Origin of the sequence: Pseudolysinimonas sp. (assembly GCF_049651805.1) — a bacterium.
Lineage (GTDB): Bacteria > Actinomycetota > Actinomycetes > Actinomycetales > Microbacteriaceae > Pseudolysinimonas_A.
Map to the genome: position 1 here is coordinate 40,594 of NZ_JBASCU010000038.1, position 26,195 is coordinate 66,788.

Annotated in this window: 28 protein-coding genes, 2 tRNA genes and 1 pseudogene; 9 read left to right on the top strand and 22 right to left on the bottom strand. The window is 68.9% G+C overall.

Annotated elements, in window-relative coordinates; all coding sequences use genetic code 11:
• Window positions 1-28: 28 nt before the first annotated feature.
• From WBL06_RS09835 to WBL06_RS09865, 7 genes are all read right to left on the bottom strand, one after another.
• Window positions 29-868 carry a carbohydrate ABC transporter permease gene (locus WBL06_RS09835; protein WP_424455817.1) on the bottom strand — a complete coding sequence of 280 codons (840 nt, stop codon included), beginning with the start codon at window positions 866-868 and terminating at the stop codon, window positions 29-31.
• Window positions 861-1,811 (bottom strand): carbohydrate ABC transporter permease, encoded by a 951-nt coding sequence (locus WBL06_RS09840; RefSeq protein ID WP_424455818.1) that lies wholly within the window; start codon window positions 1,809-1,811, stop codon window positions 861-863. Before WBL06_RS09840 ends, WBL06_RS09835 begins: the two co-directional genes overlap by 8 nt.
• Window positions 1,808-3,031, bottom strand: a complete 1,224-nt coding sequence (locus WBL06_RS09845; protein WP_424455819.1) for an ROK family protein — start codon at window positions 3,029-3,031, stop codon at window positions 1,808-1,810. Before WBL06_RS09845 ends, WBL06_RS09840 begins: the two co-directional genes overlap by 4 nt.
• 124 nt (window positions 3,032-3,155) lie before the next feature.
• The gene (locus WBL06_RS09850; RefSeq protein WP_424455820.1) at window positions 3,156-4,190 is read right to left on the bottom strand and encodes a S66 family peptidase; all 1,035 of its coding nucleotides are present in this window, start codon (window positions 4,188-4,190) and stop codon (window positions 3,156-3,158) included.
• 19 nt (window positions 4,191-4,209) lie between these two features.
• Window positions 4,210-5,487, bottom strand: a complete 1,278-nt coding sequence (gene clpX, locus WBL06_RS09855) for an ATP-dependent Clp protease ATP-binding subunit ClpX (RefSeq protein WP_424455821.1) — start codon at window positions 5,485-5,487, stop codon at window positions 4,210-4,212.
• A gap of 103 nt (window positions 5,488-5,590) precedes the next feature.
• Window positions 5,591-6,250 (bottom strand): ATP-dependent Clp protease proteolytic subunit, encoded by a 660-nt coding sequence (locus WBL06_RS09860; protein ID WP_424455822.1) that lies wholly within the window; start codon window positions 6,248-6,250, stop codon window positions 5,591-5,593.
• Window positions 6,251-6,263: 13 nt separating this feature from the next.
• Entirely contained in the window at window positions 6,264-6,845 is a 582-nt protein-coding gene (locus WBL06_RS09865; protein WP_424455823.1) for an ATP-dependent Clp protease proteolytic subunit, read from the bottom strand.
• Window positions 6,846-6,986: 141 nt separating this feature from the next.
• On the opposite strand from WBL06_RS09865, the gene WBL06_RS09870 reads away from it, so the two are divergent.
• Complete coding sequence (locus tag WBL06_RS09870) at window positions 6,987-7,469, top strand: tetratricopeptide repeat protein (RefSeq protein ID WP_424455824.1); 483 nt, start codon at window positions 6,987-6,989, stop codon at window positions 7,467-7,469.
• Here the strand turns inward: WBL06_RS09870 and WBL06_RS09875 are convergent.
• From WBL06_RS09875 to WBL06_RS09890, 4 genes are all read right to left on the bottom strand, one after another.
• A complete protein-coding gene (locus WBL06_RS09875) occupies window positions 7,466-7,978 on the bottom strand; it encodes a DUF1697 domain-containing protein (protein WP_424455825.1) in 513 nt (170 codons plus the stop codon). The genes WBL06_RS09870 and WBL06_RS09875 overlap by 4 nt on opposite strands.
• Before the next feature lie 92 nt (window positions 7,979-8,070).
• A complete protein-coding gene (tig, locus tag WBL06_RS09880; RefSeq protein ID WP_424455826.1) occupies window positions 8,071-9,486 on the bottom strand; it encodes a trigger factor in 1,416 nt (471 codons plus the stop codon).
• A 58-nt stretch (window positions 9,487-9,544) separates the two neighbouring features.
• A tRNA-Pro gene (locus tag WBL06_RS09885) sits at window positions 9,545-9,618 on the bottom strand.
• 32 nt (window positions 9,619-9,650) lie between these two features.
• The gene (locus WBL06_RS09890) at window positions 9,651-10,079 is read right to left on the bottom strand and encodes a hypothetical protein (RefSeq protein WP_424455827.1); all 429 of its coding nucleotides are present in this window, start codon (window positions 10,077-10,079) and stop codon (window positions 9,651-9,653) included.
• Window positions 10,080-10,207: 128 nt separating this feature from the next.
• Here WBL06_RS09890 and WBL06_RS09895 point away from each other — a divergent pair, with 128 nt between their 5' ends.
• A complete protein-coding gene (locus WBL06_RS09895; RefSeq protein ID WP_424455828.1) occupies window positions 10,208-11,530 on the top strand; it encodes a D-alanyl-D-alanine carboxypeptidase family protein in 1,323 nt (440 codons plus the stop codon).
• A gap of 85 nt (window positions 11,531-11,615) precedes the next feature.
• Window positions 11,616-11,689 (top strand) — tRNA-Gly (locus WBL06_RS09900).
• A 19-nt stretch (window positions 11,690-11,708) separates the two neighbouring features.
• On the opposite strand, the gene WBL06_RS09905 is transcribed toward WBL06_RS09900, so the two are convergent.
• Together WBL06_RS09905 and WBL06_RS09910 are read right to left on the bottom strand one after the other, a co-directional pair.
• The gene (locus WBL06_RS09905; protein ID WP_424455829.1) at window positions 11,709-11,999 is read right to left on the bottom strand and encodes a type II toxin-antitoxin system RelE/ParE family toxin; all 291 of its coding nucleotides are present in this window, start codon (window positions 11,997-11,999) and stop codon (window positions 11,709-11,711) included.
• Window positions 12,000-12,010: 11 nt separating this feature from the next.
• Window positions 12,011-12,232: an addiction module protein gene (locus WBL06_RS09910; protein WP_424455830.1), complete on the bottom strand. Its 222-nt coding sequence runs from the start codon at window positions 12,230-12,232 to the stop codon at window positions 12,011-12,013.
• 179 nt (window positions 12,233-12,411) lie between these two features.
• On the opposite strand from WBL06_RS09910, the gene WBL06_RS09915 reads away from it, so the two are divergent.
• From WBL06_RS09915 to WBL06_RS09925, 3 genes are read left to right on the top strand one after another with little or no spacing between them, the layout of a single operon-like run.
• Window positions 12,412-13,368: a putative F420-0 ABC transporter substrate-binding protein gene (locus WBL06_RS09915; protein ID WP_424455831.1), complete on the top strand. Its 957-nt coding sequence runs from the start codon at window positions 12,412-12,414 to the stop codon at window positions 13,366-13,368.
• 10 nt (window positions 13,369-13,378) lie between these two features.
• Window positions 13,379-14,407 (top strand): putative F420-0 ABC transporter permease subunit, encoded by a 1,029-nt coding sequence (locus tag WBL06_RS09920; RefSeq protein ID WP_424455832.1) that lies wholly within the window; start codon window positions 13,379-13,381, stop codon window positions 14,405-14,407.
• Window positions 14,404-15,174: an ABC transporter ATP-binding protein gene (locus WBL06_RS09925; RefSeq protein WP_424455833.1), complete on the top strand. Its 771-nt coding sequence runs from the start codon at window positions 14,404-14,406 to the stop codon at window positions 15,172-15,174. Before WBL06_RS09920 ends, WBL06_RS09925 begins: the two co-directional genes overlap by 4 nt.
• 5 nt (window positions 15,175-15,179) lie before the next feature.
• On the opposite strand, the gene WBL06_RS09930 is transcribed toward WBL06_RS09925, so the two are convergent.
• The 7 genes from WBL06_RS09930 to WBL06_RS09960 form a co-directional block, all read right to left on the bottom strand.
• Window positions 15,180-15,554 (bottom strand): PIN domain-containing protein, encoded by a 375-nt coding sequence (locus WBL06_RS09930; RefSeq protein WP_424455834.1) that lies wholly within the window; start codon window positions 15,552-15,554, stop codon window positions 15,180-15,182.
• Complete coding sequence (locus WBL06_RS09935; protein WP_424455835.1) at window positions 15,551-15,784, bottom strand: AbrB/MazE/SpoVT family DNA-binding domain-containing protein; 234 nt, start codon at window positions 15,782-15,784, stop codon at window positions 15,551-15,553. The genes WBL06_RS09930 and WBL06_RS09935 overlap by 4 nt, the downstream gene beginning before the upstream one ends.
• A gap of 195 nt (window positions 15,785-15,979) precedes the next feature.
• Window positions 15,980-18,190: a transglutaminaseTgpA domain-containing protein gene (locus tag WBL06_RS09940; RefSeq protein ID WP_424455836.1), complete on the bottom strand. Its 2,211-nt coding sequence runs from the start codon at window positions 18,188-18,190 to the stop codon at window positions 15,980-15,982.
• 16 nt (window positions 18,191-18,206) lie between these two features.
• Entirely contained in the window at window positions 18,207-19,505 is a 1,299-nt protein-coding gene (locus WBL06_RS09945) for a DUF58 domain-containing protein (protein WP_424455837.1), read from the bottom strand.
• A 31-nt stretch (window positions 19,506-19,536) separates the two neighbouring features.
• The gene (locus WBL06_RS09950; RefSeq protein WP_424455838.1) at window positions 19,537-20,583 is read right to left on the bottom strand and encodes an AAA family ATPase; all 1,047 of its coding nucleotides are present in this window, start codon (window positions 20,581-20,583) and stop codon (window positions 19,537-19,539) included.
• A gap of 243 nt (window positions 20,584-20,826) precedes the next feature.
• Entirely contained in the window at window positions 20,827-21,573 is a 747-nt protein-coding gene (locus WBL06_RS09955) for a coenzyme F420-0:L-glutamate ligase (RefSeq protein WP_424455846.1), read from the bottom strand.
• Window positions 21,573-22,586, bottom strand: coding sequence for a TIGR03557 family F420-dependent LLM class oxidoreductase (locus WBL06_RS09960; protein ID WP_424455839.1), 1,014 nt, complete (start codon window positions 22,584-22,586; stop codon window positions 21,573-21,575). Before WBL06_RS09960 ends, WBL06_RS09955 begins: the two co-directional genes overlap by 1 nt.
• 30 nt (window positions 22,587-22,616) lie before the next feature.
• Between WBL06_RS09960 and WBL06_RS09965 the strand changes: the two genes are divergently transcribed.
• Window positions 22,617-23,468, top strand: coding sequence for a helix-turn-helix domain-containing protein (locus WBL06_RS09965; RefSeq protein ID WP_424455840.1), 852 nt, complete (start codon window positions 22,617-22,619; stop codon window positions 23,466-23,468).
• Window positions 23,469-23,472: 4 nt separating this feature from the next.
• Window positions 23,473-23,889: a DUF6855 family protein gene (locus WBL06_RS09970; RefSeq protein WP_424455841.1), complete on the top strand. Its 417-nt coding sequence runs from the start codon at window positions 23,473-23,475 to the stop codon at window positions 23,887-23,889.
• 3 nt (window positions 23,890-23,892) lie between these two features.
• Here WBL06_RS09970 and WBL06_RS09975 read toward each other — a convergent pair whose 3' ends face one another.
• Window positions 23,893-24,546, bottom strand: coding sequence for a 4a-hydroxytetrahydrobiopterin dehydratase (locus WBL06_RS09975; protein ID WP_424455842.1), 654 nt, complete (start codon window positions 24,544-24,546; stop codon window positions 23,893-23,895).
• Window positions 24,547-24,775: 229 nt separating this feature from the next.
• Window positions 24,776-25,804, bottom strand: coding sequence for a glucose-6-phosphate dehydrogenase (coenzyme-F420) (gene fgd / locus WBL06_RS09980; RefSeq protein WP_424455843.1), 1,029 nt, complete (start codon window positions 25,802-25,804; stop codon window positions 24,776-24,778).
• A 129-nt stretch (window positions 25,805-25,933) separates the two neighbouring features.
• Between fgd and WBL06_RS09985 the strand changes: the two are divergent.
• A pseudogene (locus WBL06_RS09985) lies at window positions 25,934-26,195 on the top strand (hypothetical protein); the annotation flags it as partial.

Here is a 26,195-nt window from a genome sequence, read left to right on the forward strand (position 1 = left end):
GTGATGCGGGGGGTGTGGGCGACCGGGCTCACTTGAGCCCGGAGCTGGCGACGCCCTGGATGACGTACTTCTGCGCGAAGACGTACAGGGCGAGCATGGGGAGGACACTCACGACCGAGCCGGCCATGACGATGTCCCACTGGGTGACGTACTGCCCCTGGAGCGCCGCGAGCGCGACGGGCAGCGTGTGCAGCTCGGGTGAGCGCAGAACGACGAGCGGCCAGAGGAAGCTGTTCCAGCTCCCCATGAAGGCGAAGACCGTGAGCGTCGCGAGGGCGGGACGGATGTTGGGCAGGATCACCGAGAAGAAGATTCGGAAGTGCCCCGCCCCGTCGAGTGTCGCCGCCTCGTCGAGCTCGCGCGGCACCTGGTTGACCGCCTGCCGCAGCAGGAAGATGCCGAACGCGCTCGCGAACGTCGGCAGTAGGGCGCCGAGGTAGGTGTTGATGAGCCCGAAGGTGCGCAGCTCGACGAAGAGCGGCACGATGAGCACCTGCAGCGGGATCATCATGGTCGCCAGATACACCGCGAAGACGACGCCGCGACCCTGGAACGGTAGCCGGCTGAACGCATACGCAGCGGTCGCGCTCGTGAACAGCTGCACGAGGGTCGTGACCGTGGCGATGCCGAGGCTGTTGAGCACGACCCGCGCGAACGGCCGCTCGGCGAAGAGCTGCTGATATGCCGCCAACGACGGGTCGCTCGGGATGAGGGCAGGGGCGACCGTCAGCCCTGCACCCGGGGTGATCGACGTGATGATGGTCCACAGGAACGGGAAGAACATGATCGCGGCGCCGACGATGACGACCACGTAGAGCACGACTCTCGTGGCCCGGTGAGGGCGAGTGGCGACGCGCGCTTCAGCCATACGTCACCCACCGTCTCTGGCCGATGATCTGCACGACGGTGACGCCGAGAATGACGGCGAACAGCATCCAGCTCAAGGCGGATGCCTCGCCCGCGGCGCCGTAGCGGAAGGTCAGGTCATAGATCTGCTGCACGACGACCTGCGTCGAGCCGCCCGGTCCGCCGCCCGTCATGGCGTACACCTGGTCGAAGACCTGGAAGCCGTTGATGAGCGAGATGACGATCACGAAGAAGGTGCTCGGGCTGAGCAACGGCAACACGACACTGAACAGCCGGCGCCACCAGCCGGCGCCGTCGACGCGCGCGGCATCGATCAGGTCGGGGTCGATGGCCTGCAGCCCGGCGAGCAGGATGACCATGACGAAGCCGAGGTCCTTCCACGCGCTCGCCAGGATGATCGACGGCATCGCCCACACCGGGTCGGTCCACCAGCCCGGCCCGTCGATACCGACCCAACTCAGAACCGTGTTGACGACGCCCGTCGACGGGTTGAGCAGCCAGCGCCAGACGAGGGCGACGACGATCCAGCTCGTCACGACGGGCAGGAAGTAGATGCCGCGCAGGAACGACCGCCCCTTGAGCGCCGTGTTGAGCGCGAGGGCCAGGGCGAGACCGCCGATGTAGACGATCGGCAGGTAGCCCACGATGTAGTACAGGGTGTGCAGGAAAACATCCGCCGTCTCGGGGTCGGCGAGCAGCTGCGCGTAGTTGTCGAAGCCGACGAACTGGGCCGGGGAGAGCAGGTTCCACTCGGTGAGGCTCACCCAGGCCGCGCCGATCATCGGGCCGATCACGAACAGCACGAGAGGCAGCGCACTCGGCAGCAGGAAGGCGAGGACGGTGAGCGCATAGCGGGTACGCCGTCGCCGTCCAGTCGTACGTGGGGCATCGGGCGGCGGAGCGCTGCGGTCGAGAAGACTCTTCTGCAGATTGCTCACGCTCATGCGGGCGCCCCGGCCGATGCGGGCGGGTGGCCGGTGGAGAGCCGGTCGCGCACGAGCTGACCCTGGTCGCCCGAGACACCTTCGGAGTCGAAGGGCGTTGCCAGCACGAGCGCGGCGGCGCCCTGCGCCCAGCTTTCGTCTTGCCAGGTCTCGACGGCCACACCGACCCCGCGCCGAGCGGGAAGCAGGCTGGAACGGAACGCCGGCTCGAAGCCGAACGACCAGTGCGGCCAGGAGACCGTGCCTTCGCCAAGCAGGATCACGATCTCGGGGTCGAGCGCGTGCACCAGCCCCGCGAGCGTGCGACCGAGCAGGTGGCCGGCCTCGCTGAAGATGGTGGTGGCGATCGCGTCGCCCGCGTCTGCCGCGGCCCGAAGCGCCGCGATGCCGCCCGACGCCGGGATCGCCCCGCGCTCGCGGGCGGTGCGCACCAGCGCCGCCTCGCCGATGATCGATTCGAGGCAGCCGCGGTTGCCGCACATGCAGAGCGGCCCGTTCTCGAGCACCGGGGTGTGCCCGATCTCGCCCGCGCCGCCAGCGGCGCCGCGCAGTACGACCCCGTCGACAACGATCCCGGCGCCCACTCCGGTTCCGATCGTGACGACGAGGAAGCTCTCGTGGCGTCGCCCGACGCCGTACAGGCGCTCGGCCATGGCGAGCGCGTTCACATTGTTTTCGACGAGCACCGGAAGGCCGAGTTCGCGTCGAAGCGAGGCGCCGAGCGGCACCTGGTTCCAGCCGAGCTGGGGTGAGTCGACGACGCCGTTGCCCTGCCGATCGACCGAGCCGGGAACCCCGACGCCGACGCCGAGCAGTCGGGTCGTACCGCCCGCAATGAATCGCTCGAGCAGCCGCGCCAGGTCGGCGAGCACCGTGGATGCTGCGGCGTCGAAGGGTTCGCTCGCGGAGCGTTGCACCGAGCCGTCGAGCCCAACTTCGACAAACGCGACGTGGTCGGCGACGACTTTGACCCCGATGACCCGATCTCCTGTGGTGGCGAGGCCCAGCATGCGGGCGGGCCGACCGCCCTGCGAGGGCGAATGTTCCAGTTCGACGACGAGCCCTGCAGCCAGCAGTTCCTTGACGAGCTGCGTCATGAGCGCAGGCGAGACCCCGAGGAGGCGAGCGAGGTCGGCGCGCGAGGCTGGCCCCTGAGCGCCGAGTTGCGCGAGGATCGCGGAACGGTTCACGTCGGTGCGTGCGCTCTGTCGGTTCGCCATCGAATCTCCTCGGGTTCGCCCTTAGTTCAGGACTAAATAAACCATAGAAGTAAGAACCGGGCCGTGTCAATTCGCCGTCGCCGGTGTCGCGACCGTGCGGAGGAGGTCCGCGGGAGTGGCGTGGTTAGGCGACCGCCGGCTCGAGCAGCCGCAGGGCCTTCCCTGCGACATCGATCTCGAAGAGCACGTTGTTCGGCAGGATCCACTGCGGGTCGGTGTGTCCGAAGTCGAGGTTGCTGACGACGGGCAGGTCGTCGCGCCCGAACTCGGCGAGCACCTGCACGACGACGGCATCCAGATCTCTCGACTCAGGCACGGTGTAGTCGCGCGGCCGGCCGATCAGCAGGCCGGCGAGCTTGTCGAGCCCGCCGCCGACGCCGAAGCTGCGCAGCCAGTGTTCAGTGAACGCCACCGGCGGTTTGTCTTCGCTGGTCTCGAGGAACAGGATGCGCTCGGCGAAGAACGCTGACTCCGGCCAGTAGTCGGTGCCTTTGAGGAACTGCAGCACCTCGATACATCCGCCGAAGAGTCGGCCGCTCACTGTGCCGGCGCCCTGCAACCAGCGCCACCCGTCGTGCGGATGCTGGTGCCCGATCTCGTGACCGGCCTGCCGGTGCCAGTTGGGGTAGTGGTCCACCCAGTGAGGGAACGGGGCGTACTCGAGCGTGTCGGCCGGCTCGAACACGACGTGGCGCACGTGCTGTTCGAGCTGCGGGAAGTGCCGCGACTGGGCGAACCCGGCCATCACCGACGGGCCGTTGAAGGTCACGAGCCCTGCCTGGGCGTAGGTGGTGAGCATCGTCGCCGTGTCGGAGTACCCCATCAGCACCTTCGGGTGGCTGACCGCCAGGCCGACATCGAGGTGCGGCAGCAACCGGATCGAGTCGGTGCCGCCGATCTGGGCGATGATGCCTGCGATGGAGTCGTCAGCGAAGGCGGCGTTGAGGTCGGCGGCCCGCAGCTCGGGATGCCGGTACGAGTACTCGGGGTCGAACGTGATCGACGGCAGTTCGACGACCTCGAGCCCGAAGGTGTCGCGCAGCGTCGCCAGCCCGGCGGCATACACCTTCGGGTAGACGCCGGCGAGCGACTGGGACGGCGCGACAACGGCGACCCTGTCGCCGGGGTGAAGCCGCGGGGGGCGGATGACCTTGGACATGCGCCGGGTTCCGGCGGTTCTACGCGGACTTCTCGGTGCGACGCGGCGCGCGCGGCACGATCGTCGGCGCGGCGTTCTCGAGCACGGCGGCCTTCGTCACGACGACACGGGCCACATCGTCATCCGACGGAACGTCGAACATGATCGGGCCGAGCACCTCTTCGAGGATCGCGCGCAGGCCGCGGGCGCCGGTCTGGCGCAGCTTCGCGAGATCCGCGATCGCCTCGAGGGCATCCGTCTCGAACTCCAGCTCGACGCCGTCGATCTCGAACATGCGCTGGTACTGACGCACGAGCGCGTTCTTCGGCTCGGTGAGGATCTGCATGAGCGCGTCCTGGTCGAGCGGCGACACCGTCGTGACGACGGGGAGGCGGCCGATGAACTCGGGGATGAGACCGAACTTGTGGAGGTCTTCGGGAAGCACGTCGCTGAAAAGTTCCTGCTCGTCGCGCTTGAAGTGCAACGGGGCGCCGAAACCGATGCCGCGCTTGCCGACCCGGGCGGAGATGATGTCTTCCAGCCCCGCGAACGCACCGGCCACGATGAACAGCACGTTCGTCGTATCGATCTGGATGAACTCCTGGTGCGGGTGTTTGCGACCGCCCTGCGGGGGAACGGATGCCGTCGTGCCTTCGAGGATCTTCAGCAACGCCTGCTGCACGCCCTCGCCCGACACGTCGCGGGTGATCGACGGGTTCTCGGCCTTGCGGGCGATCTTGTCGACCTCGTCGATGTAGATGATGCCGGTCTCGGCCCGCTTGACGTCGTAGTCGGCGGCCTGGATGAGCTTCAGCAGGATGTTCTCGACATCCTCACCCACGTACCCGGCCTCGGTGAGGGCGGTGGCATCCGCGACGGCGAAGGGAACGTTGAGCCGCTTCGCGAGCGTCTGGGCGAGGTAGGTCTTGCCGCAGCCGGTCGGGCCGATCAACAGGATGTTCGACTTCTGGATGTCGATGTCGTCGATCGCCGACTCGGCGGCACTCATGGTGCCGCGGGCGCGAATGCGCTTGTAGTGGTTGTAGACGGCGACCGAGAGCGCCTTCTTGGCGGGGATCTGGCCGATGACGTACTCCTCGAGGAACGAGAAGATCTCTTTCGGCTTCGGCAGGTCGAACTCGCTGACCGTCTCTTCGCCGGCTTCGGCGAGACGCTCTTCGATGATCTCGTTGCAGAGTTCGACGCACTCGTCGCAAATGTAGACGCCGGGGCCCGCGATCAGCTGCTGAACCTGCTTCTGGCTCTTGCCGCAGAAGGAGCACTTGAGCAGGTCGGCGCTCTCACCGATCCTCGCCATAACCACTCCTCCCCGTAGGTTGTGATCGAGCCTAACCCGAACCGGCGGCGTGGGCTCGCAGCGCGTGCCGAAGCCGTCACGGCGCGCCGTCGCGACCTGACTGCTACTTGACGAGCGCCGCGGGAAGGTTCTTGCGGCTCGTGAGCACCTGGTCGATGAGGCCGTAGGTGAGCGCGTCATCGGCGGAGAGGATCTTGTCGCGCTCGATGTCGTTGTTCACCTCTTCCTGCGTCTTGTTCGAGTGCTTCGAGAGCGTCAGCTCGAGCCAGGTGCGCAGGCGCAGCACCTCGGCGGCCTGGATCTCGATGTCGGACGCCTGACCGCGACCGGCCTCGCCGAAGGCGGGCTGGTGGATGAGCACGCGTGCGTTCGGGAGCGCGAGACGCTTGCCCGGGCTGCCGGCGGCGAGGATGACGGCGGCGGCCGACGCGGCCTGGCCGAGCACGACGGTCTGGATCTGCGGACGGATGTACTGCATGGTGTCGTAGATCGCCGTCATCGCCGTGAACGAGCCGCCGGGGCTGTTGATGTACATGACGATGTCGCGGTCGGGGTCCATCGACTCGAGCACGAGCAGCTGGGCCATGACGTCATCCGCCGAGGCGTCGTCGACCTGCACGCCGAGGAAGATGATGCGGTCCTCGAAGAGCTTCGCGTACGGGTCCTGGCGCTTGAAGCCGTAGGCGGTGCGCTCCTCGAAACTGGGGAGGATGTAGCGACTCTCCGCGAGGCTGCCCGCGGCGCGGAACGTGGGGGTTTCCATGATCTTCCTACCCTTACTTCGTGCCGCCGCCACCGATGACGTCGGCAGCAGATTCGCGGATGTGGTCGACGAAGCCGTATTCGAGGGCTTCCTTGGCGGTGAACCAGCGGTCGCGGTCACCGTCGGCGTTGATCTGCTCGACCGTCTTGCCGGTCTGCTCGGCGGTGATCTCGGCGAGACGCTTCTTCATGTCGAGGATGAGCGCCGCCTGCGTCTGGATGTCGCTCGACGTGCCGCCGAATCCACCGTGCGGCTGGTGCAGCAGCACCCGCGCGTTCGGCGTGATGTAGCGCTTGCCCTTGGTGCCGGCGGTGAGCAGCAGCTGCCCCATCGAGGCGGCCATGCCGATGCCGACGGTGACGACGTCGTTCGGGATGAACTGCATCGTGTCGTAGATCGCCATCCCGGCGGTGATCGATCCGCCGGGGCTGTTCACGTAGAGGTAGATGTCTTTGTTCGAGTCTTCGGCGGCGAGCAGCAGAAGCTTCGCAGCGATCTCGTTGGCGTTGTCGTCACGCACCTCGGATCCGAGCCAGATGATGCGGTCTTTGAGAAGTCGGTCGAAGACGCTCGGCGGGAATGCCGTATCGGCCATGAGGGGAAGCTCCGTTCGCTTGATTCCGAGGTCGAATCTACTTGGGCTCTCGGATGCCCCGTGGCCATGTTCGCCCTGGGCAAAGCCCAGGGCGAACCAAATAGCACAGCCGCCCTGGGCTCAGGCACGTATCGTCATCGGGTGAACGGATGGGAAAAGCGTGTCGCGGCGGTGTGGGCGGATGCCGGGGGCCGCCCCGAAGCGGACGTGGAGTCGGCGATCGAGGCGCTCGTTGCGGAGCGGCCCGCAGAGGATGCCGTCGCGGTGTTCGAACTCGCGGGGGTGCGCGACTACGTCGGACGGGAAGCCGAGGCCGAACCGCTGTACCGACGGGCACTCGACCTAGGACTCGGCGAGCCGCACCGCGGGCAGGCCGTCATCCAACTCGCTAGCACTGTGCGCAACCTCGGCCGTCCCGAGGAGGCGCTGACGCTGTTGCGGGAGCAGTTCGCCGGGCATCCCGAACATCCACTCGCCGACGCCGCGACCGCGTTCGCCGCACTCGCCCTCGCCGACACCGGAGCCGAACGCGAGGCCCTCGCCGCTGCGCTGCGCGCCCTCGCCCCGCACCTGCCGGCCTACTCGCGCGCTGTCACGGCCTACGCCGACGACCTTCTCGGCTAGAGCAGCTTCTCGAGGGTGTTGAGGTTGCGGGTCGTCAGCCACGGCTTGTGTTTACCCGAACCCTGCGCCTTGCCCATCGCCGAGTCGAGCGTCGACCCTTTCGCGGTCGACCAGTAGAGCACCCCGTCACCGCGTGCCGCTCGGTCGACGGCGGGGTCGAGTTCGACGGCGAGCAGCGCGTCGAGCAGCTCGGGTTTCAGCACGAAGACGACGTATGCGTGCCGGTCGGCGGCGCGCCCGAACGGATAGGCCTCGACGATCTTGCCGACCTTCGCCTGGGTCAACACGTGCACCCAGGCCTCATACCCGAAGCGTTTCCGCAGCGCGCCTTCCAGCTTCTTCTTGGCGGCGGATGCGGCATCCGTCGTCGTGAACAGCACGTTGCCACTCGCCAACACCGTCTTCACGTCGTCGTACCCGAGCCCGCGCACCACCTCGGCGAGGTCGGCCATCTTGACGGTGACCCCGCCGACGTTGACTCCGCGGAGCAGCGCCACATACCGCGTCATGCCGCCAGGATGCCACGCCTCGCTGACCCAAATCTCGGGAAACGCGAAAGCCCCGACCACGAGGGTCGGGGCTTCGCGTAACGCAGCAGGCGTCAGCTGTGGTCGTGACCGTAGTGCTCGTTACCCGGCTTGCGGCCGTGCGAGTCCTTACCCGTAGCCGACCCGTGGTCGTGACCTTCGTGATCATCGACCTCGGCCGAGAACACCTCACCCGAGTCGCCGTCGCCGAGGGCTCGAGCGAGGAAGTCGGAGACATCCACGGCCTTGCCCTTGGTGTCGACGACCTTCGCCTTGCTCAGCACGGTGGCGAGCGCCTTCGATCGGGCGATCTCGCCGACGACGCCGGGGAGCTGGCCGTTCTGCTCGAGGATCTTCACGAACTCGCCGGGCTCCATGCCGTACTGCTGGCTGGCCTGCACGACGTAGTTGGCGAGTTCGTTCTGGCCGACTTTGACCTTTTCGGCTTCGGCGATCGCGTCGAGCAGGATCTGCTGACGGAACGTCTTCTCGCTCGAAATCACGACCTCGGCGCGGTGCTCGTCGTCGTCGAGACGACCCTCGCCCTCGAGGTGGCGGTGCACCTCGTCGTCGATGAGCTGCTGCGGAACCGGGATGTCGAGCTTCTCGAGCAGCACGTCGACGATCTTGTCGCGCGCCTCGATCGACTGGCCGAACGCCTTGCTCTTCGCGAGCTGCGCGCGCAGGTCGGCCCGCAGCTCGCCGATCGTGTCGAACTGGGATGCGATCTGCGCGAACTCGTCGTCGGCTTCGGGCAACTCGCGCTCCTTGACCGAGAGCAGGGTCACGGCGATCTGGGCCTTCTCGCCCTCGTGTTCGCCACCGAGCAGGTTCGACTCGAAGATCGTCGACTCGCCCGCAGTGAGGGTGTCGAGCGCCTCGTCGATGCCCTCGATCAGGTCACCCGAGCCCAGCTCGTAGGAGATGTTGTTCGCGGTATCGACCTCTTGGTCGCCGATCGTCGCCTGAAGGTCGAGGCTGAGGAAGTCGCCGGTCTTCGCCGGACGGTCGACGGTGACGAGCGTGCCGAACCGCGAACGCAGGTTCTCGAGTTCGCTCTCGACCTCGTCGGGGGTGACCGCGACGGGCTGGACTACGAGCTTCAGCCCGTCGTACTTCGGAAGGGTGAAGTCGGGGCGCACATCCACCTCGACGGTGATCTTGAGATCACCCGAGAAGTCCTTCTCGTTCGGCAGCTCGACGATGTCGGCCGACGGGCGGCCGAGCGGCTTGAGGTTCTCACCGCGAGCGGCGTCGCGGTAGAACTTGTCGAGGCCCTCGTTGACGGCGTGGCTGATGACCTCGCCGCGGCCGACGCGCTGGTCGATGATCGGCGGCGGCACCTTGCCCTTGCGGAATCCGGGGATGTTCACCGACTCGGCGATGTGCTCGTACGCGTGGGTGATGTTCGGCTTGAGCTCTTCGGGCGTGACGGTGATGTTCAACTTCACGCGCGTCGGTGACAGGCGCTCGACGGTCGTCGTGACCATGGGAATTCGTCTCCTGAGTGGATGTGAGGGTGAGGGCGCTCTGCCTTCTAAAAAGCAGTCGGGGCGACAGGATTTGAACCTGCGGCCTCCCGCTCCCAAAGCGGGCGCTCTACCAAGCTGAGCTACGCCCCGAGGCAGAAACGGCCCGCCACAGTCTAACGGCTCTAGAACCCGCAGGCGCCGGGAGGTGACGCGCAGGCCGCCGTGACCGTGAACCAGACGTAGGTGGCGGCGGCGACGTAGCCGAATCCGGGCAGCGAGAAGATCATCGCGGTGATCGCCGGCCACCCCGGCTTCTCGCGGCGGACGGTGCCGATGATGCCCAGCACCAACCCGAGGAAACAGAGGATGCCGACCGGCAGCACCGCGAGCTGCGAGGTGAGCGCCCACCACGGCGGACCTTGGATGAAGGCATCCACGGTCTGCCCGTAGGCGTAGAACGCGATACCGGCGGCCGCGAGGTAGGCGAGCACGACCAGTGCGAACGCGATCCCGCCGAAGATGGGTCGCCGCCGGGGGCGCGGTCGCGAAGCGGGCACCGGGTCGATGGATGTCGGCGCGGCGAGCGGGTACTCGACTGGCGCGTTGTTCACCTCTCGACCCTATTGCGCACACCGCTCTCAAGGCATGATGAGGACTCAATTACGACCCGTCGGGTCAGGGGGTCGACATGCACGATTACTAGGCGCGGTCCGACGGGGTCGCGCGGCTCACCGAGCTGATGCGCTACGAGCCGGCCATCGAGACGCCCTCCGCCCCCACGCCGGTCGAACCGGCGCGTCGCCGAGGCCGGCGCCGCCGTCGCAAGATCGTCGCCCTGGTCGTGACGCTCGCCCTCGCCGCACTGTCGGGCGGCTACGCCGCCTACACCCTGACCGCTCCGATCGACGCCGCCACCCTCGACGCCACGGCTCCGGATGTCGACACCCCCGCGGCCGCGCAGATCGCCCTGCCCGTCGAGGGCGCGTATGCGGTGAGCATCTCCGGCGCCGACGAGTACCTCGGCGAGTCGGCGAGCGGCATCTGGGCGTCCGGCGGAGGCGACGGGCCGCTGCCGATCGCGAGCATCAGCAAACTCATCACCGCCCTCGTCGTGCTCGACAAGAAGCCGCTGGCCGACACGACCGACCCCGGCCCGACGATCACCTTCTCTCGTGCCGATCACGCGCTCTACGACAAGTACTACGTGCTCGGTGCGACGATCGCCGAGATGCCGATCGGCAGCTCGATGTCGCAGCGTCAGGCGCTTGAGGCGATGCTCATCGTGTCGGCGAGCAACTACGCTGAGGCGGTCTCGACCTGGGCGTTCGGGTCGCAGGGCGCGTTCCTGCAAGCGACACGCACCTGGCTCGCCGCGAACGGCCTCACCTCGACGACCATCGTCGAGCCGACCGGCATCGACGCCCGAAACGTCAGCACACCCGCCGACCTGATTGCGCTCGCGAGAATCGCGATGGCGAATCCGGTGATCACGCAGATCGTCGGCACGACGGCCCTGAACGTTCCGAACATCCCGTCGACCCTCAACACCAACACCCTGCTCGGTGTCGAGAGAATCACGGGCCTCAAGAAGGGAACCCTCGAAGGCAGCGGATCCAACCTGCTCTTCACCTCGACGATGGATGTCGGCACCGCCGAGCCGCTGAGCATCATCGGCGTCATCCTCGGCAGCTTCAGCCGCGACTCCGTCAACCTGGATGTTCGCGGTCTGCTGGGCAGCATCCGCGAAGGCTTCCACACCGTGACCCTCGGCGTCGAAGGCGACGCGATCGGAACGTACTCGACGCCGTGGGGCGAGAGCGCCGACATCCTGCTCGGCGAAACCGTCTCGGTGCTCACCTGGTCGGATGCCGCGGTCACGTCCACGTTCACCGCGAGTCCGCTGAGCACCGGCAGCGACGGGGATGTCGTGGGTAGCGTCACCTGGACGGTCGGCAGCGAGACCCTGACGGCACCGCTCGTGCTCTCCGGAACGATCGAGCCGCCCGACGCGTGGTGGCGACTCACGCATCCGTTCGAGCTCGGCGCCGCCACCGCGGGTTGAGGAGCGCCCGCGGTGCGGACGCGTCTCGAAACCCTCACACGACGAAACCCCGCGGCGACTCCGATTAGACTCGGGGACGCATCACGGGGATGTAGCTCAATGGTAGAGCCTCAGTCTTCCAAACTGATTACGCGGGTTCGATTCCCGTCATCCCCTCCAAATCACCAACACTGGAACGTCAGAGCACTCGGTCGCCGAACCTCTCCGGATCTTGCCGGTCGTGCACGAGAGCGAGCACCTCAATCAGCTGCAGCTCGTCATGCACGCGATACCAAACCTCGTACGGGAACACACGCAAGGTTGCCCTACGCGCATCCTGACGGAGCGTTGGAAACGCGTAGGGCCTGGCGCGAAACCGTGCGATAGCCGCAGACAGCTGGTCGACGAACCGAGTGACGTGCTCGGGCGCGTGACCGAGGTACCAGTCCTGCGCATTCTCGATGTCTCGTTGCGCCGCGGCGCGGATCATCACCGAGAACGTCACGGCAGTCGGGCGCGCAGCTCTGCTTCGACGTCTTCCCAGGGCCGACCCTCCAGCGGGGTGGCATCGGCTTCTCGGATCCGCTCGTCGATGAGGTCGGCAGTGCCGGGGCTCACCGGCAACTCATTGGCGTCGATCGAGTCCCAGAGCTCGTTGATCAACTCGACCCGGTCAGCGACGTCGAGCCCTTTGGCCTGCGCGAGAAGTCGGGGGTCAACCATGCGGCCATGGTAGCGGGGGCCCCTGACTGAGCCCCGGCCCTTCCACCGTTCCGCCTAGACTCGTTCCCGGACCCCCGGGCTGGATTTGGCCCGGTTCTCGACCGTCCCTCCGACTGGGCGGCAGGCCCCGGCGCTGTGCGCCGCTCCTGTTCCCGCCTGCTCTCTTCCCGGAGGTTCCTATGCGACGCATTCCCCTTCTCGTCATCCCGACCGCCCTGCTGCTCGCCGGCTGCGCTGCTGCCGCGCCGGCATCCACCCCCACCGCCGAGGGGCCGCTCACGCTCAGCAACTGCGGGGTCGAGGTGACCTTCGACGAAGCCCCGCAGCGGGTCGTCACGATCAAGTCGACCAGTACCGAGATGCTGCTCGCGCTCGGGCTCGGCGATCGCATCGTCGGCACCGCGTTCCAGGATGGCCCGGTGCCCGACGAGTGGGCCGCCGACGCCGAAGGTATTCCGGTGCTCGCCGACAAGATGCCGAGCGAAGAGGTCGTGCTCGCGGCCGAACCCGACCTCGTGTACTCCGGATGGGAGTCGGCCTTCAGCCCCGATGCCGCCGGAGACCGCGACGAACTCGAAGCGCTCGGCGTCGCCTCCTACGTGCAGCCCGCCGCCTGCCAGAGCGCCGAGCAGCCCGGAAAGCTCGACTTCGACGAGATCTTCCGCGAGATCGCCGAGGCCGCCGACATCTTCGACGTCTCGGCCGACGAGTTGCTCGCGGCGCAGCAAGAAGAGCTGGATGCCATCGAGCCGCTCGCCGGCGACCTGACTGCGTTCTGGTGGTCGTCGGGCACCGACACCCCCTACGTCGGCGCCGGCATCGGGGCACCGCAGCTCATCCTTGAGACCGCGGGCCTGACCAACATCGCGGGCGACATCGACATGACGTGGAGCCCGTACGGCTGGGAGTCGGTGCTCGCCGCCGACCCCGACGTGCTCGTGCTCGTCGACGCCGCCTGGAACACCGCGCAGAAGAAGATCGACTACCTGAAGAGCAACCCGGCGACCGCGAACCTCACCGCGGTGATCAATGAGCGCTTCGTGATTCTGCCGTTCGCGTCGACCGAGGCCGGTGTGCGTAGCGTCTCGGCGGCGACGTCGCTTGTCGCACAGCTGAACGAGCTCGACCTGCCGTGAGACTGATCCGATGAAGTCGCGTGCCGGGGCGCTGACGGCGGGGCCCGTGCTCATCGGAGCCAGCCTCGCCGTCGCGCTCGCGGCATCCATCGTCGTCGCGGTGACGATCGGCCCTGCCGATCTGAGTGTCGGTGAGGTGTGGGGCTCGATCGCCTCGCACCTCACCGGCAGCGAGTCGCCGCTGAGCGTGCTGCGCGACGGCATCGTCTGGGAACTGCGGCTGCCGCGACTCCTCACCGCCGCGGCGGTCGGCGCCGGCCTCGCCCTCGTCGGCGCGATCATGCAGGCCCTCACCCGCAACCAGCTCGCCGACCCCTACCTGCTCGGAATCTCGTCGGGCGCCTCCCTCGGCGCCGTGTCGGTGCTGCTGCTCGGGGCCGCCGTGCTGCTACCCGTCGCGGCGTTCGCCGGGGCCCTGCTCGCCCTCGCCGCGACCCTCGCCCTCGCGGGTGCCTTCGGCCGCATCACCCCCACCCGCACGGTGCTCGCGGGCGTCGCCGTCTCGGCGCTCGCGGGCGCGATTACGTCGTTCGTGATCTTCTGGGTCGGGGCCGCCGACGCCTACCGCGAGGTACTGTCGTGGCTGCTCGGCTCGCTCGCGGGAGCGCGCTGGGAGGCGGTGGCGATCGCCGGCATCGCGATGCTCGTCATCGGCGTTCCGCTCGCGTTCACCGGACGCATTCTGGATGCCTTCGCCCTCGGCGACACGACGGCGGCGAGTCTCGGCATCCCGGTGCAGGGCGTGCGCTGGACGCTCCTCGGTGCCGGCGCCCTGCTCACCGGGGCGCTCGTCGCCGTGTCGGGGTCGATCGGCTTCGTCGGGTTGGTGCTGCCCCACGCCGTGCGGCTGCTCATCGGCGCCGGACACCGCGCGCTGCTACCCCTCTCGGCCCTCACCGGCGCGGTATTCCTGGTGTGGGCCGACACCCTCGCCCGCACCGTCTTCGAGCCGCGCGAACTGCCCGTCGGCATCGTCACCGCCATCATCGGCGCCCCCGTCTTCGCCCTCCTGCTCGCCCGGCGCCGGAGCGAGGCATGACCCCGCTGCGGGTCGCCGACGTCACGGTGCGCGTCGACGACAAAACCCTGGTGGATGCCGCCACCTTCGCCGCCCCTGCCGGTGCGGTGACGGCGCTGCTCGGCCCGAACGGTGCCGGAAAGTCGACCCTGCTGCGAGTCGTCGCCGGAGTGCTGAGACCGGCCGTGGGATCCGTGCACGTCGACGGCGACAACCTGCTCGCGATGCGCCGCCGCGACCGAGCCCGCCGCGTCGCCCTCGTCGAACAGGACGCGACGACCGAACTCCCCCTCACCGGGCGGGCCGTCGCCGGACTCGGCCGCACCCCGCACGAGGCGCTGCTCGGCGGTCGCGATCCGTCATCGGATGCGGTGGTCACCCAGGCGATGACGGATGCCGGCGCCCTCCCGTTCGCCGACCGTGAGCTGCCGTCGCTCTCGGGCGGGGAGCGCCAGCGGGTGTTGCTCGCCCGGGCCCTCGCGCAGAAACCGCGCCTGCTGCTGCTCGATGAGCCGATGAACCACCTCGACATCGCCGCGCAACTCGAGGTGCTCGCGCTGCTCTCGCGACTCGCCGCCGACGGGGTGACCGTGCTCGCGGCGATGCACGACCTCGCCCTCGCGGCATCCCAGGCCGATCACGTCGTTGTGCTCGCCGACGGCCGCGTCGTCGCGTCGGGTCCCACGGCCGCGACCCTCACGCCCGACCTCATCCACGAGGTCTACGGGGTTCGCGCGGCCTGGACGACGAATCCGCTCACCGGAAAGCCGCTGCTCGCGATCGGGTGACCTCCTCACCCACCGGAGCGGATGAGTTGCACACGGTCCTCGGACGCCCAGGCGGCATCCGCAGTCCAGACGTCGGCGCCGAGCCGGTCGCCCAGCGCGAGGCAGAGTCGGTCGGCAAGGGAAAGGCCGACTCCGGCTCGCCAACGGGCCGCGGCGCGCTCGGCGTCTTCTCGAGTGACGGGCTCGACCACGAGCGCGTAGCCCAGCAGCAGACCGCGGGCCACATCCCAGTCTGCTCCGGCCGCCCGGACCTTCTGCGCGACCTCCGACCAGTTCGCCGCCGAGACGACGCCACCCTGTTCCAATGCGCCTCGCACCTGGTCCGCGCCGCTCTCACCGCCGAGGTAGACGAGAAGGGCCGAGGCGTCGAAGACGTTCACCCCTCAGCGACTGCAGCCGCGCGTCGCTCGTCGAGCAACTCGGTGACGAGGTCTCGGCCGGCGAGCTGGCGCCTGACGAGGTCTTCGAGATCAGCGCGATCGGCGAGCAGCACGCCAGAGGGGGTCTCGACGGCGACGAGGCGGGTACCGGTGTGCCAGCTGCGTCGTTCGCGGATGCCTGCGGGGATGACGATCCGGCCGCGGTCTCCCATCTGGAGATTCCCACTCATGGGGTGACAGTACCACTAGGTGCATCGCTGTGGGAGGCGTGGTTTCGATACGCGAGCCGCTTCGCGGCGCGCTACTCAACCGGTGAGATCGCGACGGCACTTCGGCGCAGCCAGCCCGAGGTCTCGCGGCTGCTGCGTTTCCACGGCTCGCCAACTCGGGGCATGGTTTCGACACGCGTGCCGCTTCGCGGCGCGCTACTCAACCAGCGGTTCTTCTCTCCGAGTGAAGCCGGCACGGGCGGTCAGGGATGGCGGCAAGAAGATCGCGCGCAGCCGCACGAAGAAGGGCGCGGCGGAGGCGATCGCTTGGCGGAGGTCGGCGACATCCTCGACGGTCATCGCCACCGACCCGGGGCGGTCGAACGCGGCGGCCTCGACGCCGCCTTGCAGCCGGGCGACGGGGTCGGCTCCGACGACGAGCGCCAGGCGCGAGCCGAGTTGTCGCGGGGTTTCGGAATCCGGCGCGACCCAGTCGTGGTCGTGCGCCGTGTCGCGGATCTCGGCCCACGCGGCCGCGGCATCCCCGCCGTCACGTACGCGCCGCATCCGTCGCCACCGGATGCCCGCCCGCAGACCGGCCGGCGACAACACGAGCGCGAGCAGGACGAGCGCGATCGTGAGGATGATCGGTGTCGGGTTCTGCCGCTCGACGACGACCGCGCCCCCAGTAGTCAACTCCTCGTCGGGCAGATTGGGGGCGGCAGGCGTCGGGTCGACCGGCGCCGCCGACGGGTTCGCGCCCTCGAACTCGGGCGTCTCGGGGTCGTCGATCGCGTCGATGTTCGAGTAGTCGGGAAGTGCCCCGCGACCGGGCGTCGGCTCGAAGCGCAGCCAGCCGATGCCACCGAAGTACAACTCGGGCCACGCGTGCAGGTCGTCCGAGCTCACCTCGAACACCCGGGCACCGTCGACGAGCCTCGACTCCCCCGGCTGGAATCCGACGACGACGCGCGACGGGATGCCGAGCACTCGCGCCATCACCGCCATCGACCCCGCGAACTGCACGCAGTACCCGCTGCGCACCTCGAGGAAGCGCTCGATCACGCCGACACCGGAGCCGTCGTAGCCCTCCTCGACGGGGGCTTCCAGAGAGTAGGCGAAGTCGCCGCCGGTGAAGAACTCCTGCAGGGCGATCGCGCGCTGATACGTCGAGCCGGTTCCGGCGACCTGCTCCGCCGTCTCCACGATGAGTTCGGGCATCGGCTCGGGGAGGTCGAGATAGCGCGCGGACACGTCGGGTTCGGTGTCGGCGGTGAGCTGTCCACGGTCAGGCTGGATGTCGAGAAAGGTCGCGTCGTACTGTTGGCCGCGCGCATCCGTCCCGGTGCTGCGCACCGTAAGCCCGTCGGGTTCCCACCGCCACTCCCCGACGACGCCCGCCACCGACGTCGCCGGGTACGGCACGGGCAGCCAATTCCCACCCAGCTCCTGCACCTCGATCGTCGCGGTGTACCCGGCACGCGGCACCTCGTCGCTCAGCCCAGGGGCGGGCGGGAACCGTGCGATGTCATTCTCGGGATCGGTGCGCGCGTCGGGTTCCCAGGTGACCCCGTTGAACCTGTCGAGGGTGGCGAGTCGCAGATAGATGCCGCCCGGCGCATCCGTGACGTAGGTCACGGCGGGCACGGGGTCGGGGCGGCGGAGGTCGTCGCCGAGGTCGATGAACGGATTGAGTCCGGTGCCGATCCCCGAGTCGACTCGCGCCTCACGCTCCGTCTCGGGGAAGGCGACCGGCAGCACGAGCGAGCCGACGATCGCGACGACCGCCACTCCGACGACACTGGCGGCCGGCATCCGACGGCGCCCCACACGCAGCAGCGCGAGGAACACGACGACGGTCAGCACGAACCAGAGCGGTTCGGCGACCCCGCTGCGCACCGCGACCGGGATGTCGAGCACGACGAGCAGCGGCAGCGCGGCGGTCGCGGGAACCCGGTCGAGCGCCGGGGCGATGAACACGACCGCGACGACAGCGAGGATCGCGAGGAGGAAGAGGATGCCCTCGGTCGCCTCGGCGGGAATGCGCTGGCTCGTGATGCTCCGCACGCCCCCGTTGACCAGTTCGCTCCACCGGCCGACGGTGTCGAAGGTCGGCAGAACGCCGAACAGTGCCGCGTCGCGTGCGTAGCCGAAGGTGAGCGACACGACGGCGGTCACCGCACCGGCGACGAACGGCTGCCACGGCCGGCGGGCGAACTGCGTCGCGATCCCGATCGCGACAATCGGCAGCACGACGACGAGTGCCGTGGCGAACCACCAGACGACACCCTCGAGCAGCGTGCCGAGGCTCGCGAATCCGAGCAGCATCGCGACCGCGAAGAGGGCGAGGCGCATCCAGGTGCGAGCGGATTCGCGCGATCGCCGGGTGTGCGGGGTGGGGTCTCGATACGCCGCCTTCGGCGGCACTCGAACCACTTTCTGATCAGCGAGGACCACGCGTGTACCCCTTCTCGCTCGCGGCATCCCGCCATGCGTCCGCGGGATCGTCGTACGCCTCCGCGATGACGCACGTCCACCCGGCGTCGCGTAGCCGCTCGAGAACTCCCGGGCGCGCGTGCACCAGGAACGCGTACCCCACCTCGCCCTTCGACCGGCGCCGGATGAGCCAGTCGACGGTGGCATCCTCAGGGTCACCGAGGATCGCGAAGACCGGCCCCGCCCCTTCGCTCGGTGGCAGAGCGGCGAGCTCTTCGACGGTGCGGTCGAGCAGTTGCACGGCCGCGAGGCTCGTCAGGAACCCCTCGGCGCGGCGGCCCTCCCAGCGGTCGCCGATCGGCTCGATCTGCGAGCGTGCGGTCTCCTCGACAGTGACGCGGAAGCCCGCGAGCTCCAGGTGCAGACCGAGGGATGCCGTCATCCTGACGACCCATTCGAAGGCGTCGCTCGCCCAGTCGGCCGACCACGACATCCCGGTGTCGCTGAACGCGTCGGAGTAGCCGCGTCGGCGGGTGTCGACGAGGATGCGGGCATCCGGATGACTGCGGTGCTCCTCTTGGCGCACCATCAGCTCGCCGCGCCGGGCCGACGCCCGCCAGTGCACCCGGCGCAGCGCGTCGCCGCGGCGGTATTCGCGGGTCGTCAGATCGTCGTCGTTGCCGGCGACCTTGCGCTGCACGAGGTGCGCTTCGCCCTCGCCGTCGATGAGGTTCGGTCCGCCGTCGGTGAGCGACGACACGGCCGGCACGACGACGAGACGCTCGGGCTTGCCGACCGCCATCGTCGCGGTGACCATGCCGAAGGGATCCTCGTACTCGGCCACGAACGGGCCGATCGCGTACAGCCCGCGGCGGGGTGGGTGGAGGTCGTAACTGGTGATGTGGGGTCGGCGTCGACCGAGCCCGATCGGCCCGATCTCGCGTGTTGCGATCGGTTCGGGCCAGGGCAGCGCGTCATCCCAGGCGAGCGGGGTGCTCGGCGAGGCGCCGACGTTGGTGACCCGCACTGTCACCTGCACGACCCCGCCGACCGCGACGACGGGCGGCGAGAACAGCCGCGAGACCTCGAGCTTGGGGCGCCGCAACCGCACGAACGCGAGGCCGACGAGCGGCAGCAGGATGGCGAGGCACGCGGCGACGAAGTACTCGCGGCGGCCCGTTCCGTAGCCGACGAAGATCGCGAGGATGCCGAGGGCGATCGCCGTGCCCGCGCGCCACGTGAGCCGCACGGTGCGGGTTCGTCGCAAGGCGCGCGTTCCCTCGGCTGTGGGCTTTGCTCGGGCCATGGGTTGCCTCGCTGCTTTGTCGGGGCCGCGGTCAGACCGCGCCGGAAGCGCCGAGCGGAACCGGCGTCGCCGCGACGATGCGCGACGTGATGTCGGCGAGCGCCTCGCCGCCGAGGGCGCCGCTCACCCCCGACCGGCTGGGGATGAGGCGGTGGGCGAGCACCGGCACGGCGAGCGCGTCGATGTCGTCGGGAAGCACGAAGTCGCGGCCGTCGAGCGCCGCACGGGCCTTACTCGCACGCACGAGTTGCAGGGTCGCGCGGGGGCTCGCGCCGAGCCGCAGGTCGCGGTCGGCGCGGGTGGCTGCCGCGATGGCGACGGCGTACTGCTCGACCGCGGGGCTGACGAACACCGCCCGCACGGTTTCGACCATCTTGCGCAACCGGTCGAGCGTCACCACGGGAGCGAGCCGGTCGAGCGGGCTGCCGGTCTCGCGGGTGCGCAGCATCGCCGCTTCAGCCGTCTGGTCGGGGTAGCCCATCGAGATGCGCGCGGTGAAGCGGTCGCGTTGCGCCTCGGGAAGGGCGTACGTGCCCTCCATCTCGATCGGGTTCTGGGTGGCGATGACGGTGAACGGATCCGGCAGGGCGTAGGACGCGCCATCCACCGTCACCTGGCGCTCCTCCATGCTCTCCAGCAGCGCCGACTGCGTCTTCGGGCTGGCGCGGTTGATCTCGTCTCCGATGACGATGTTCGCGAACACCGGACCGGGCTTGAACTCGAACTCGCGCTCCGCCTGGTTGTAGATGCTCACGCCGGTGATGTCGGCCGGCAGCAGGTCGGGGGTGAACTGGATGCGGCTGACGCTGCAGTCGACGCTGCGGGCGAGCGCTCGGGCGAGCATCGTCTTGCCGACGCCCGGCACGTCCTCCATGAGCAGGTGGCCCTCGGCGAGCAGCACCGTCACGGCGGTCTCGATCACCTCGCGCTTGCCGTCGATCACCGTCTCGATCGCGGCGATCACGGCGCGGGCATCCAGCAGGAACTCGGCGGTCGACAGCGGCGGGTTCTGTGCCTGGTCACGGCTCGCGTGGCGGTCGGCAGCTGTGCCGGCGCCCGTGCCGGAATGTTCGCTCATCTTCGGCAGTCTGCCATTGCGCGCGCGATGCGTCACCTGGGAATCTGCCTTCACGCACGACGACAGCGGCATTCCCGACACGGAGTACATCCACTCCCTCGATCAGGACGCCGCCACGATCGTCGGCGGGGCCGCCCGCCATCTCGGTCACCGCCACCAAAGTCGGGTTCTCGAGCTACCCGTTCTCTCGGAAATCCGACCCTTCATCCACGTCTCGTCGACAGACCCCACGGATTCCGAGAGTTAGGGACCCTGACCGGCCTGCAATCCGGCGCGGTAGCCCTCATCCCAGGCTTCGGTCGAACCGACGCGGAACATGTCGGCATCCGCCTTCCGCACGAGCGGCTGCGCCCCGTCGGGGTCGATCTCCTCGGTGACGAGGTGCCCGAGGCCGCGCACAACGGCGACCGGGGTGCCGTTCGCCTTCCCTTTCACCAGGTCGGCCGCGGCGGCGATCTCGTCGCCGACCGCCGGCTGGGTGACCCGCAACTCGTGGCCGGCGGCGTCGCGGGTGCCGCGCAGGTCGTCGAGCACGCGCACCCCGGCGGCGCCGAGGGCGACATCGGTCTGACCTTCCCGCCACGGGCGCCCGAAGGTGTCGGTGATAACGACGCCGAGACGGATGCCGAATCGCTCTCGCAAAGCGAGGCACATCGAGCGGGCCGAGGCATCGGGGTCCGCGGGCAACAGCAACACGGTGCCGTCGGCGGTGTTGCTGGCGTCGACACCCGCAGCGGCCATGATCTGCCCCCACGCGTTCTCGACGATCCGCGTGCCGCCGCGGGTCGCGACGACCCGCACGGTCTCGGCGGTGATCGCGTCTTCGCGATCCGCGGCCTGCACGATGCGACCCTCGGCTTTGCTCACGATCTTCGAGGTGACGGCGAGGATGTCGCCATCCTGAAGCTCCCCCGCGGCGTCGCCGATCAGCACCGCCAGGTCGTCGCCGGGCGCGATCTCGGGCAGCCCCTCGATCGCCCACACGGTCATCACGGCTTGAGCCCCGGCAGCACGTCGCGCCCGAACACCTCGAGGAACTCCCGCTGGTTGCGGCCGACGTTGTGCAGGTAGATGCGGTCGACGCCGAGGTCGAGAAACCCCTGCAGGTAGGCGCGGTGCGTGTCGGGGTCGGCGGAAATGTGCAGCCGCCCCTCGAAATGTGCAGGTTGCACCATGCGCGCCATCTGCTCGATCTCGTACGGCGATCGGATGTCGGCCTTCGGGAACCGCAGCCCGAGGTTCGGCCATTCGGTGAGCGCGTTGGCCATGGCCTCCTCGTCGGTCGGCGCCCAACTCACGTGCACCCGCATGACGCGCTTGCCGCCCTTGCGGCCCGCCTCTTTCGCCCCCTCGTCGAAGCGCTGGAACAGGGCGCTCAGCCGGTCGTGCGGGGCAGCCTCGGTGATGATGCCGTCGGCGACGCGTCCGGCGCGCTTCGCGGTGATGGGGCCGGATGCCGCGACGAAGATCGGCGGCTGGATCGTCGGGGCAGTCCACAGCCGCGTGCTCTCGAGGCGGTAGTAGCGACCCTCGTGGCGCACGTCTTTGCCGGTCGCGCCGCTCGTGAAGAGTTTGCGGATGATGTCGATCGCCTCGAACATCCGGTCGATGCGCTCGGGGGCGTCGGGCCAGTACTGTCCGACGACGTGCTCGTTGAGGGCTTCGCCGCTGCCGAGGCCGAGCCAGTGGCGCCCCGGATACATCGCCGCCAGAGTCGCCGACGCCTGCGCGACGACCGCCGGGTGGAAGCGGAACGTCGGAGCCGTCACCCCCGTGCCGAGATCGCCGTCGGTGGTCTGCCCGAGAGCCGAGAGCACGTTCCAGACGAAGGATGCCTCCCCCTGTCGCGGAGTCCAGGGTTGGAAGTGGTCGGCCGCCATCACCCCGTCGAATCCGTTCGCCTCGGCCGCCGCGGCGAGCCCGAGGATCTCGGTGGGGTGGAATTGCTCGAGCATTGCCGCATACCCGATGGGGCTGCGGGACGGGCCGAGAGCGCGTGCCATCCCCCCATCCTCCCCCAGTAACCTCAGCCCATGTACGTGCTGCGTTCACCCGCGGAAGCCTTGCGCCCGTACATCGAGCACTACTGGTTCGTCAGCCAGGCTCCCGGTGAGGTGGTCGACCTGCGGGTGGATGTCTTCGTGGATGCCCGTGCCGACCTGCTGTTCAACTTCGACGCCCCGTACCGCCGTGAGGTGATCGCAGGCGCGACGGTCGAGCTGGCCGAATCGAACCTCGACGCGCAGCGGCTCGCGCCCATCCGCATCCTCCAGCGCGGCAGCGTGCGCATCGCCGGCGTGCGCTTCCATCTCGGCGGCCTCGCGCCGTTCGCCCGCGGCCCGCTCGCCCCGTTCACCGACCTCACGCCCGCCCCCGCCACCGTTCTGGGGCCGCACGCCCTCGCCCTCGAGGCGGCACTGCGCGAAGACCCCGACCCCGACGAGGCCGCGGCGCTGCTCGACGCGTTCTTCCTCGACCGCTTCGCCGCGCCCCCCGCCGCCTTCGCGCGCGCCCTCGACACGCTCACGTCGACGGGCGGCCGCGCATCCGTCGCCGACCTCGCGGCCGCTGCCGGGGTCTCGCAGCGCCAGGTGGAGCGCCTTTTCGCGCGGCACCTCGGCATCCCGCCCAAGACGGTGGGGCGCATCGTGCGCTTCCAAGGTGCGCTACGGTCGCTGATGGCCGACCCGGGATGCCCGCTCGGCGAACTCGCCGCCGGTGCGGGGTACTACGACCAGGCGCACTTCATTCGCGACTTCCGGCTGTTCAGCGGTGGCGTGCCCCGCGGGTATCGGGGCTACTACCCGCCGGAGGGTCCGGCCGACTTCGCTCCGAATGTGGTCGCGTTCATACAAGACGCCCCGGCGGGCGCGGTACCACACTGAGCCCATGACTGAGCACTGGTCGGGATCCGGCGCCGCCGACGACCCCTGGCGCCTGAAGACTCCGCCGCTCTCTTCGGAGTACACGATCCATCGTGACGACGCCTCTGATCCGCCGTTGCTGATCTGCCAAGTCGGCGGCACGCGGCTCACCTACCTCGCCCGCGCGATCGACGACCTGCACGCGATGCTCGTCGCCCACGGCGACTGGATGCCGCTCGGCGGCGCCGACGAACAGAAGGATGCCGCCCCCGACACCGTCGAAGCATGGGGCCGCTCCGCCGACAACCCCGTCGGTGGCTGGTACGGCCAGAAGAAGGGCCTGCGCGGTCGCTTCGGCGTCTACCTGCCGCCGCTGCTCGAAGCCCTCGGCCTCGCCGAAGTCGAACACAACGCCCGCAACAACCGCATGCGCGCCGTGTAGCTGCTAGTCGTCGCCTCGGCCGCGCCAGGTCGCGATGTCGCAGACGTTGCCGTCGGCATCGATGAGCGACCACCACGCCGGGGCGTACCGGTCGCCGAGCAGCCGGCCGCCGGCATCCAGCACCGCCTGCACTCGGGCTTCGGCGAGATCGTGCGGCACGGAGACATCCACATGGATGCGGTTGCGCCCGGCGCGGTGCGGTTTGTCGTTGAACCAGAACAGCGGGCCGCGGCGCTTCGGGTCGTGCAACTCGTTGGCGGCTCGCTCCTTGTAGCCGAGCGCGGCCTTCCAGAACGGCTGCACCTCGTCGAAGCGGCCGGTGTCGATCGCGAAGAACACCGTCTGCACGGCTGAGGCGTCGGCGACGAGGTCGAGTTCACGGGCGGCGAGCTGGATGCGCTGGGCGAGGGCGACATCCATCTCGGTGAGCGAGTTCGTGGAGTGCGTGCGTGTGCGGATCGTCACGCTTCGGGCACGCAGGTCGACGTCGGGATGATGGTCGAGCTCGTCGGCGATCGTTGCGATGGTCACCGCGAAGGCGGCGCCCGCTGAGAAGGAGGGGGTCTTGTAGACGGCGGAGGCTCCGCCGGAGACGACCCGCCAGTCGTCGATGCCCTCTGCGTCGTGGAACTGTTTCGCGGTGATGGGGTCGCGCATGCGCCTACGTTACGCGGGCGGATGGCGCGGATTGGTGACCCGCTCGAGCAGCCATTGCAGCAGCCACACCGGCGGCCCCGAGCTCCCTCGGGCGGCGGCGGGCTCGGCGCAGCATCGCCGGGCTGAGGTCGCCGCCGGTGAGCTCGCCGTCTTCTGTCAGACGGTGTGCTGGCGTTGGGTCTTCTTGTCGGGGTTCATGGATGGGGTCTCGACACGCGCCCGTCGGGCGCTACTCGACCACCGAAAGCGCACGCAACCGCGGGGCGAGGTCGGTTTCGAAGAGGTGCAGGAAGCGGCGTTGGTCGTGGCCCGGGGCGTGGAAGACGAGGTGGGTGAAGCCGGCATCCACGTACTGCTTCACACCGGCGACGACCTCGTCGGGGTCGCTGCCGACGATCCAACGCGAGGCGATCTGCTCGATGGGGAGGGCATCCGCCGCCTTCTCCATCTCGATCGGATCGGTGATGTCGTGCTTCTGCTCTTTGCCGAGGGCGAGCGGCGCCCAGAAGCGGGTGTTCTCGAGAGCTGCCGCGGCATCCGTGTCGTAGGAGATCTTGATCTCGATCATGCGGTCGATGCCGGCGTAGTCGCGGCCCGCCTTCTCGGCGCCCTCCTTGACGGCCGGAATCAGCTCATCGGTGTAGAGCGCCATGCCCTTGCCCGACGTGCAGATGAAGCCGTCGCCCGCGCGGCCGGCGTAGCGCGCGACCATCGGTCCGCCGGCGGCGATGTACACCGGGATCGGCAGCTCGGGGCGGTCATAGATGGATGCGTCGTGGGTGCTGTAGTACTCGCCCTCGAAGTTGACGCGGTCGCTCGTCCAGAGCTGGCGCATGAGGTCGACCGATTCGCGGAGGCGGGCGAAGCGTTCCTTGAACTCGGGCCACTCCTGCTCGCCGGCTCCGCGGAACCCGGTCGCGATCTCGTTGAGCGCCTCGCCGCTGCCGACACCCAGGAAGATGCGATCGGGGTAGAGCACGCCCATCGTCGCGAACGCCTGGGCCAGCACCGCCGGGTTGTAGCGGAAGGTCGGCGTCATCACGGACGTGCCGATGCGGATCTTGGAGGTGCGCTCCCCCACCGCCGCCATCCAGGTGAGCGAGAACGGCGCGTGCCCGCCCTCGTGCCGCCACGGCTGAAAGTGGTCGCTCACGGCGACGCTCTCCATGCCGTGCTGTTCCGCTGCGACGGCGATCTCGACGAGCTCGCGCGGCGCGAACTGCTCGGCGGATGCCTTGTATCCGAGGGTGAGGGCCATGAGTTCATTCTGGTGGTGCGATGTGGAAAGTGCTTGCGGTGGGCACACACATTCGATATAGTGGTCTTGCTCGTGCCGAGTGTTTCGTATCTCTGTTCTTTTGGGGGTACTCAGTGAAAGGTCTCCGGCGTGAGCGTGTCTGGCGGTACCGTGATCGAGCTTCCTGAGCTCTCCGGTCTCCCGCGCGCGTCCGACGCCGAGTTGGAGCGGCTGCTGGGGGTGGTTGCGGCGGCGAAACGACAGGTGGATGCCTGCGCCGCGACGCTCGCCGGAGAGGTTGAGCGACGTTCGGATCGGGAACTCGGGTACTCCGGGTTGGCGCAACGCTCCGGGGATCGCACCTCCGACGGGTTCGTCGCCCGGGTGACCGGGGCTTCGGGCCGTGAGGCGC

Coding starts and splice junctions, on each gene's coding strand:
- WBL06_RS09835 (WP_424455817.1), bottom strand. CDS start 868: ATGGCTGAAGCGCGCGTCGCCACTCGCCCTCACCGGGCCACGAGAGTC.
- WBL06_RS09840 (WP_424455818.1), bottom strand. CDS start 1,811: ATGAGCGTGAGCAATCTGCAGAAGAGTCTTCTCGACCGCAGCGCTCCG.
- WBL06_RS09845 (WP_424455819.1), bottom strand. CDS start 3,031: ATGGCGAACCGACAGAGCGCACGCACCGACGTGAACCGTTCCGCGATC.
- WBL06_RS09850 (WP_424455820.1), bottom strand. CDS start 4,190: ATGTCCAAGGTCATCCGCCCCCCGCGGCTTCACCCCGGCGACAGGGTC.
- clpX (WP_424455821.1), bottom strand. CDS start 5,487: ATGGCGAGGATCGGTGAGAGCGCCGACCTGCTCAAGTGCTCCTTCTGC.
- WBL06_RS09860 (WP_424455822.1), bottom strand. CDS start 6,250: ATGGAAACCCCCACGTTCCGCGCCGCGGGCAGCCTCGCGGAGAGTCGC.
- WBL06_RS09865 (WP_424455823.1), bottom strand. CDS start 6,845: ATGGCCGATACGGCATTCCCGCCGAGCGTCTTCGACCGACTTCTCAAA.
- WBL06_RS09875 (WP_424455825.1), bottom strand. CDS start 7,978: ATGACGCGGTATGTGGCGCTGCTCCGCGGAGTCAACGTCGGCGGGGTC.
- tig (WP_424455826.1), bottom strand. CDS start 9,486: ATGGTCACGACGACCGTCGAGCGCCTGTCACCGACGCGCGTGAAGTTG.
- WBL06_RS09895 (WP_424455828.1), top strand. CDS start 10,208: ATGCGCTACGAGCCGGCCATCGAGACGCCCTCCGCCCCCACGCCGGTC.
- WBL06_RS09905 (WP_424455829.1), bottom strand. CDS start 11,999: ATGATCCGCGCCGCGGCGCAACGAGACATCGAGAATGCGCAGGACTGG.
- WBL06_RS09910 (WP_424455830.1), bottom strand. CDS start 12,232: ATGGTTGACCCCCGACTTCTCGCGCAGGCCAAAGGGCTCGACGTCGCT.
- WBL06_RS09915 (WP_424455831.1), top strand. CDS start 12,412: ATGCGACGCATTCCCCTTCTCGTCATCCCGACCGCCCTGCTGCTCGCC.
- WBL06_RS09920 (WP_424455832.1), top strand. CDS start 13,379: ATGAAGTCGCGTGCCGGGGCGCTGACGGCGGGGCCCGTGCTCATCGGA.
- WBL06_RS09925 (WP_424455833.1), top strand. CDS start 14,404: ATGACCCCGCTGCGGGTCGCCGACGTCACGGTGCGCGTCGACGACAAA.
- WBL06_RS09935 (WP_424455835.1), bottom strand. CDS start 15,784: ATGAGTGGGAATCTCCAGATGGGAGACCGCGGCCGGATCGTCATCCCC.
- WBL06_RS09945 (WP_424455837.1), bottom strand. CDS start 19,505: ATGGCCCGAGCAAAGCCCACAGCCGAGGGAACGCGCGCCTTGCGACGA.
- WBL06_RS09950 (WP_424455838.1), bottom strand. CDS start 20,583: ATGAGCGAACATTCCGGCACGGGCGCCGGCACAGCTGCCGACCGCCAC.
- WBL06_RS09955 (WP_424455846.1), bottom strand. CDS start 21,573: ATGACCGTGTGGGCGATCGAGGGGCTGCCCGAGATCGCGCCCGGCGAC.
- WBL06_RS09960 (WP_424455839.1), bottom strand. CDS start 22,586: ATGGCACGCGCTCTCGGCCCGTCCCGCAGCCCCATCGGGTATGCGGCA.
- WBL06_RS09965 (WP_424455840.1), top strand. CDS start 22,617: ATGTACGTGCTGCGTTCACCCGCGGAAGCCTTGCGCCCGTACATCGAG.
- WBL06_RS09970 (WP_424455841.1), top strand. CDS start 23,473: ATGACTGAGCACTGGTCGGGATCCGGCGCCGCCGACGACCCCTGGCGC.
- WBL06_RS09975 (WP_424455842.1), bottom strand. CDS start 24,546: ATGCGCGACCCCATCACCGCGAAACAGTTCCACGACGCAGAGGGCATC.
- fgd (WP_424455843.1), bottom strand. CDS start 25,804: ATGGCCCTCACCCTCGGATACAAGGCATCCGCCGAGCAGTTCGCGCCG.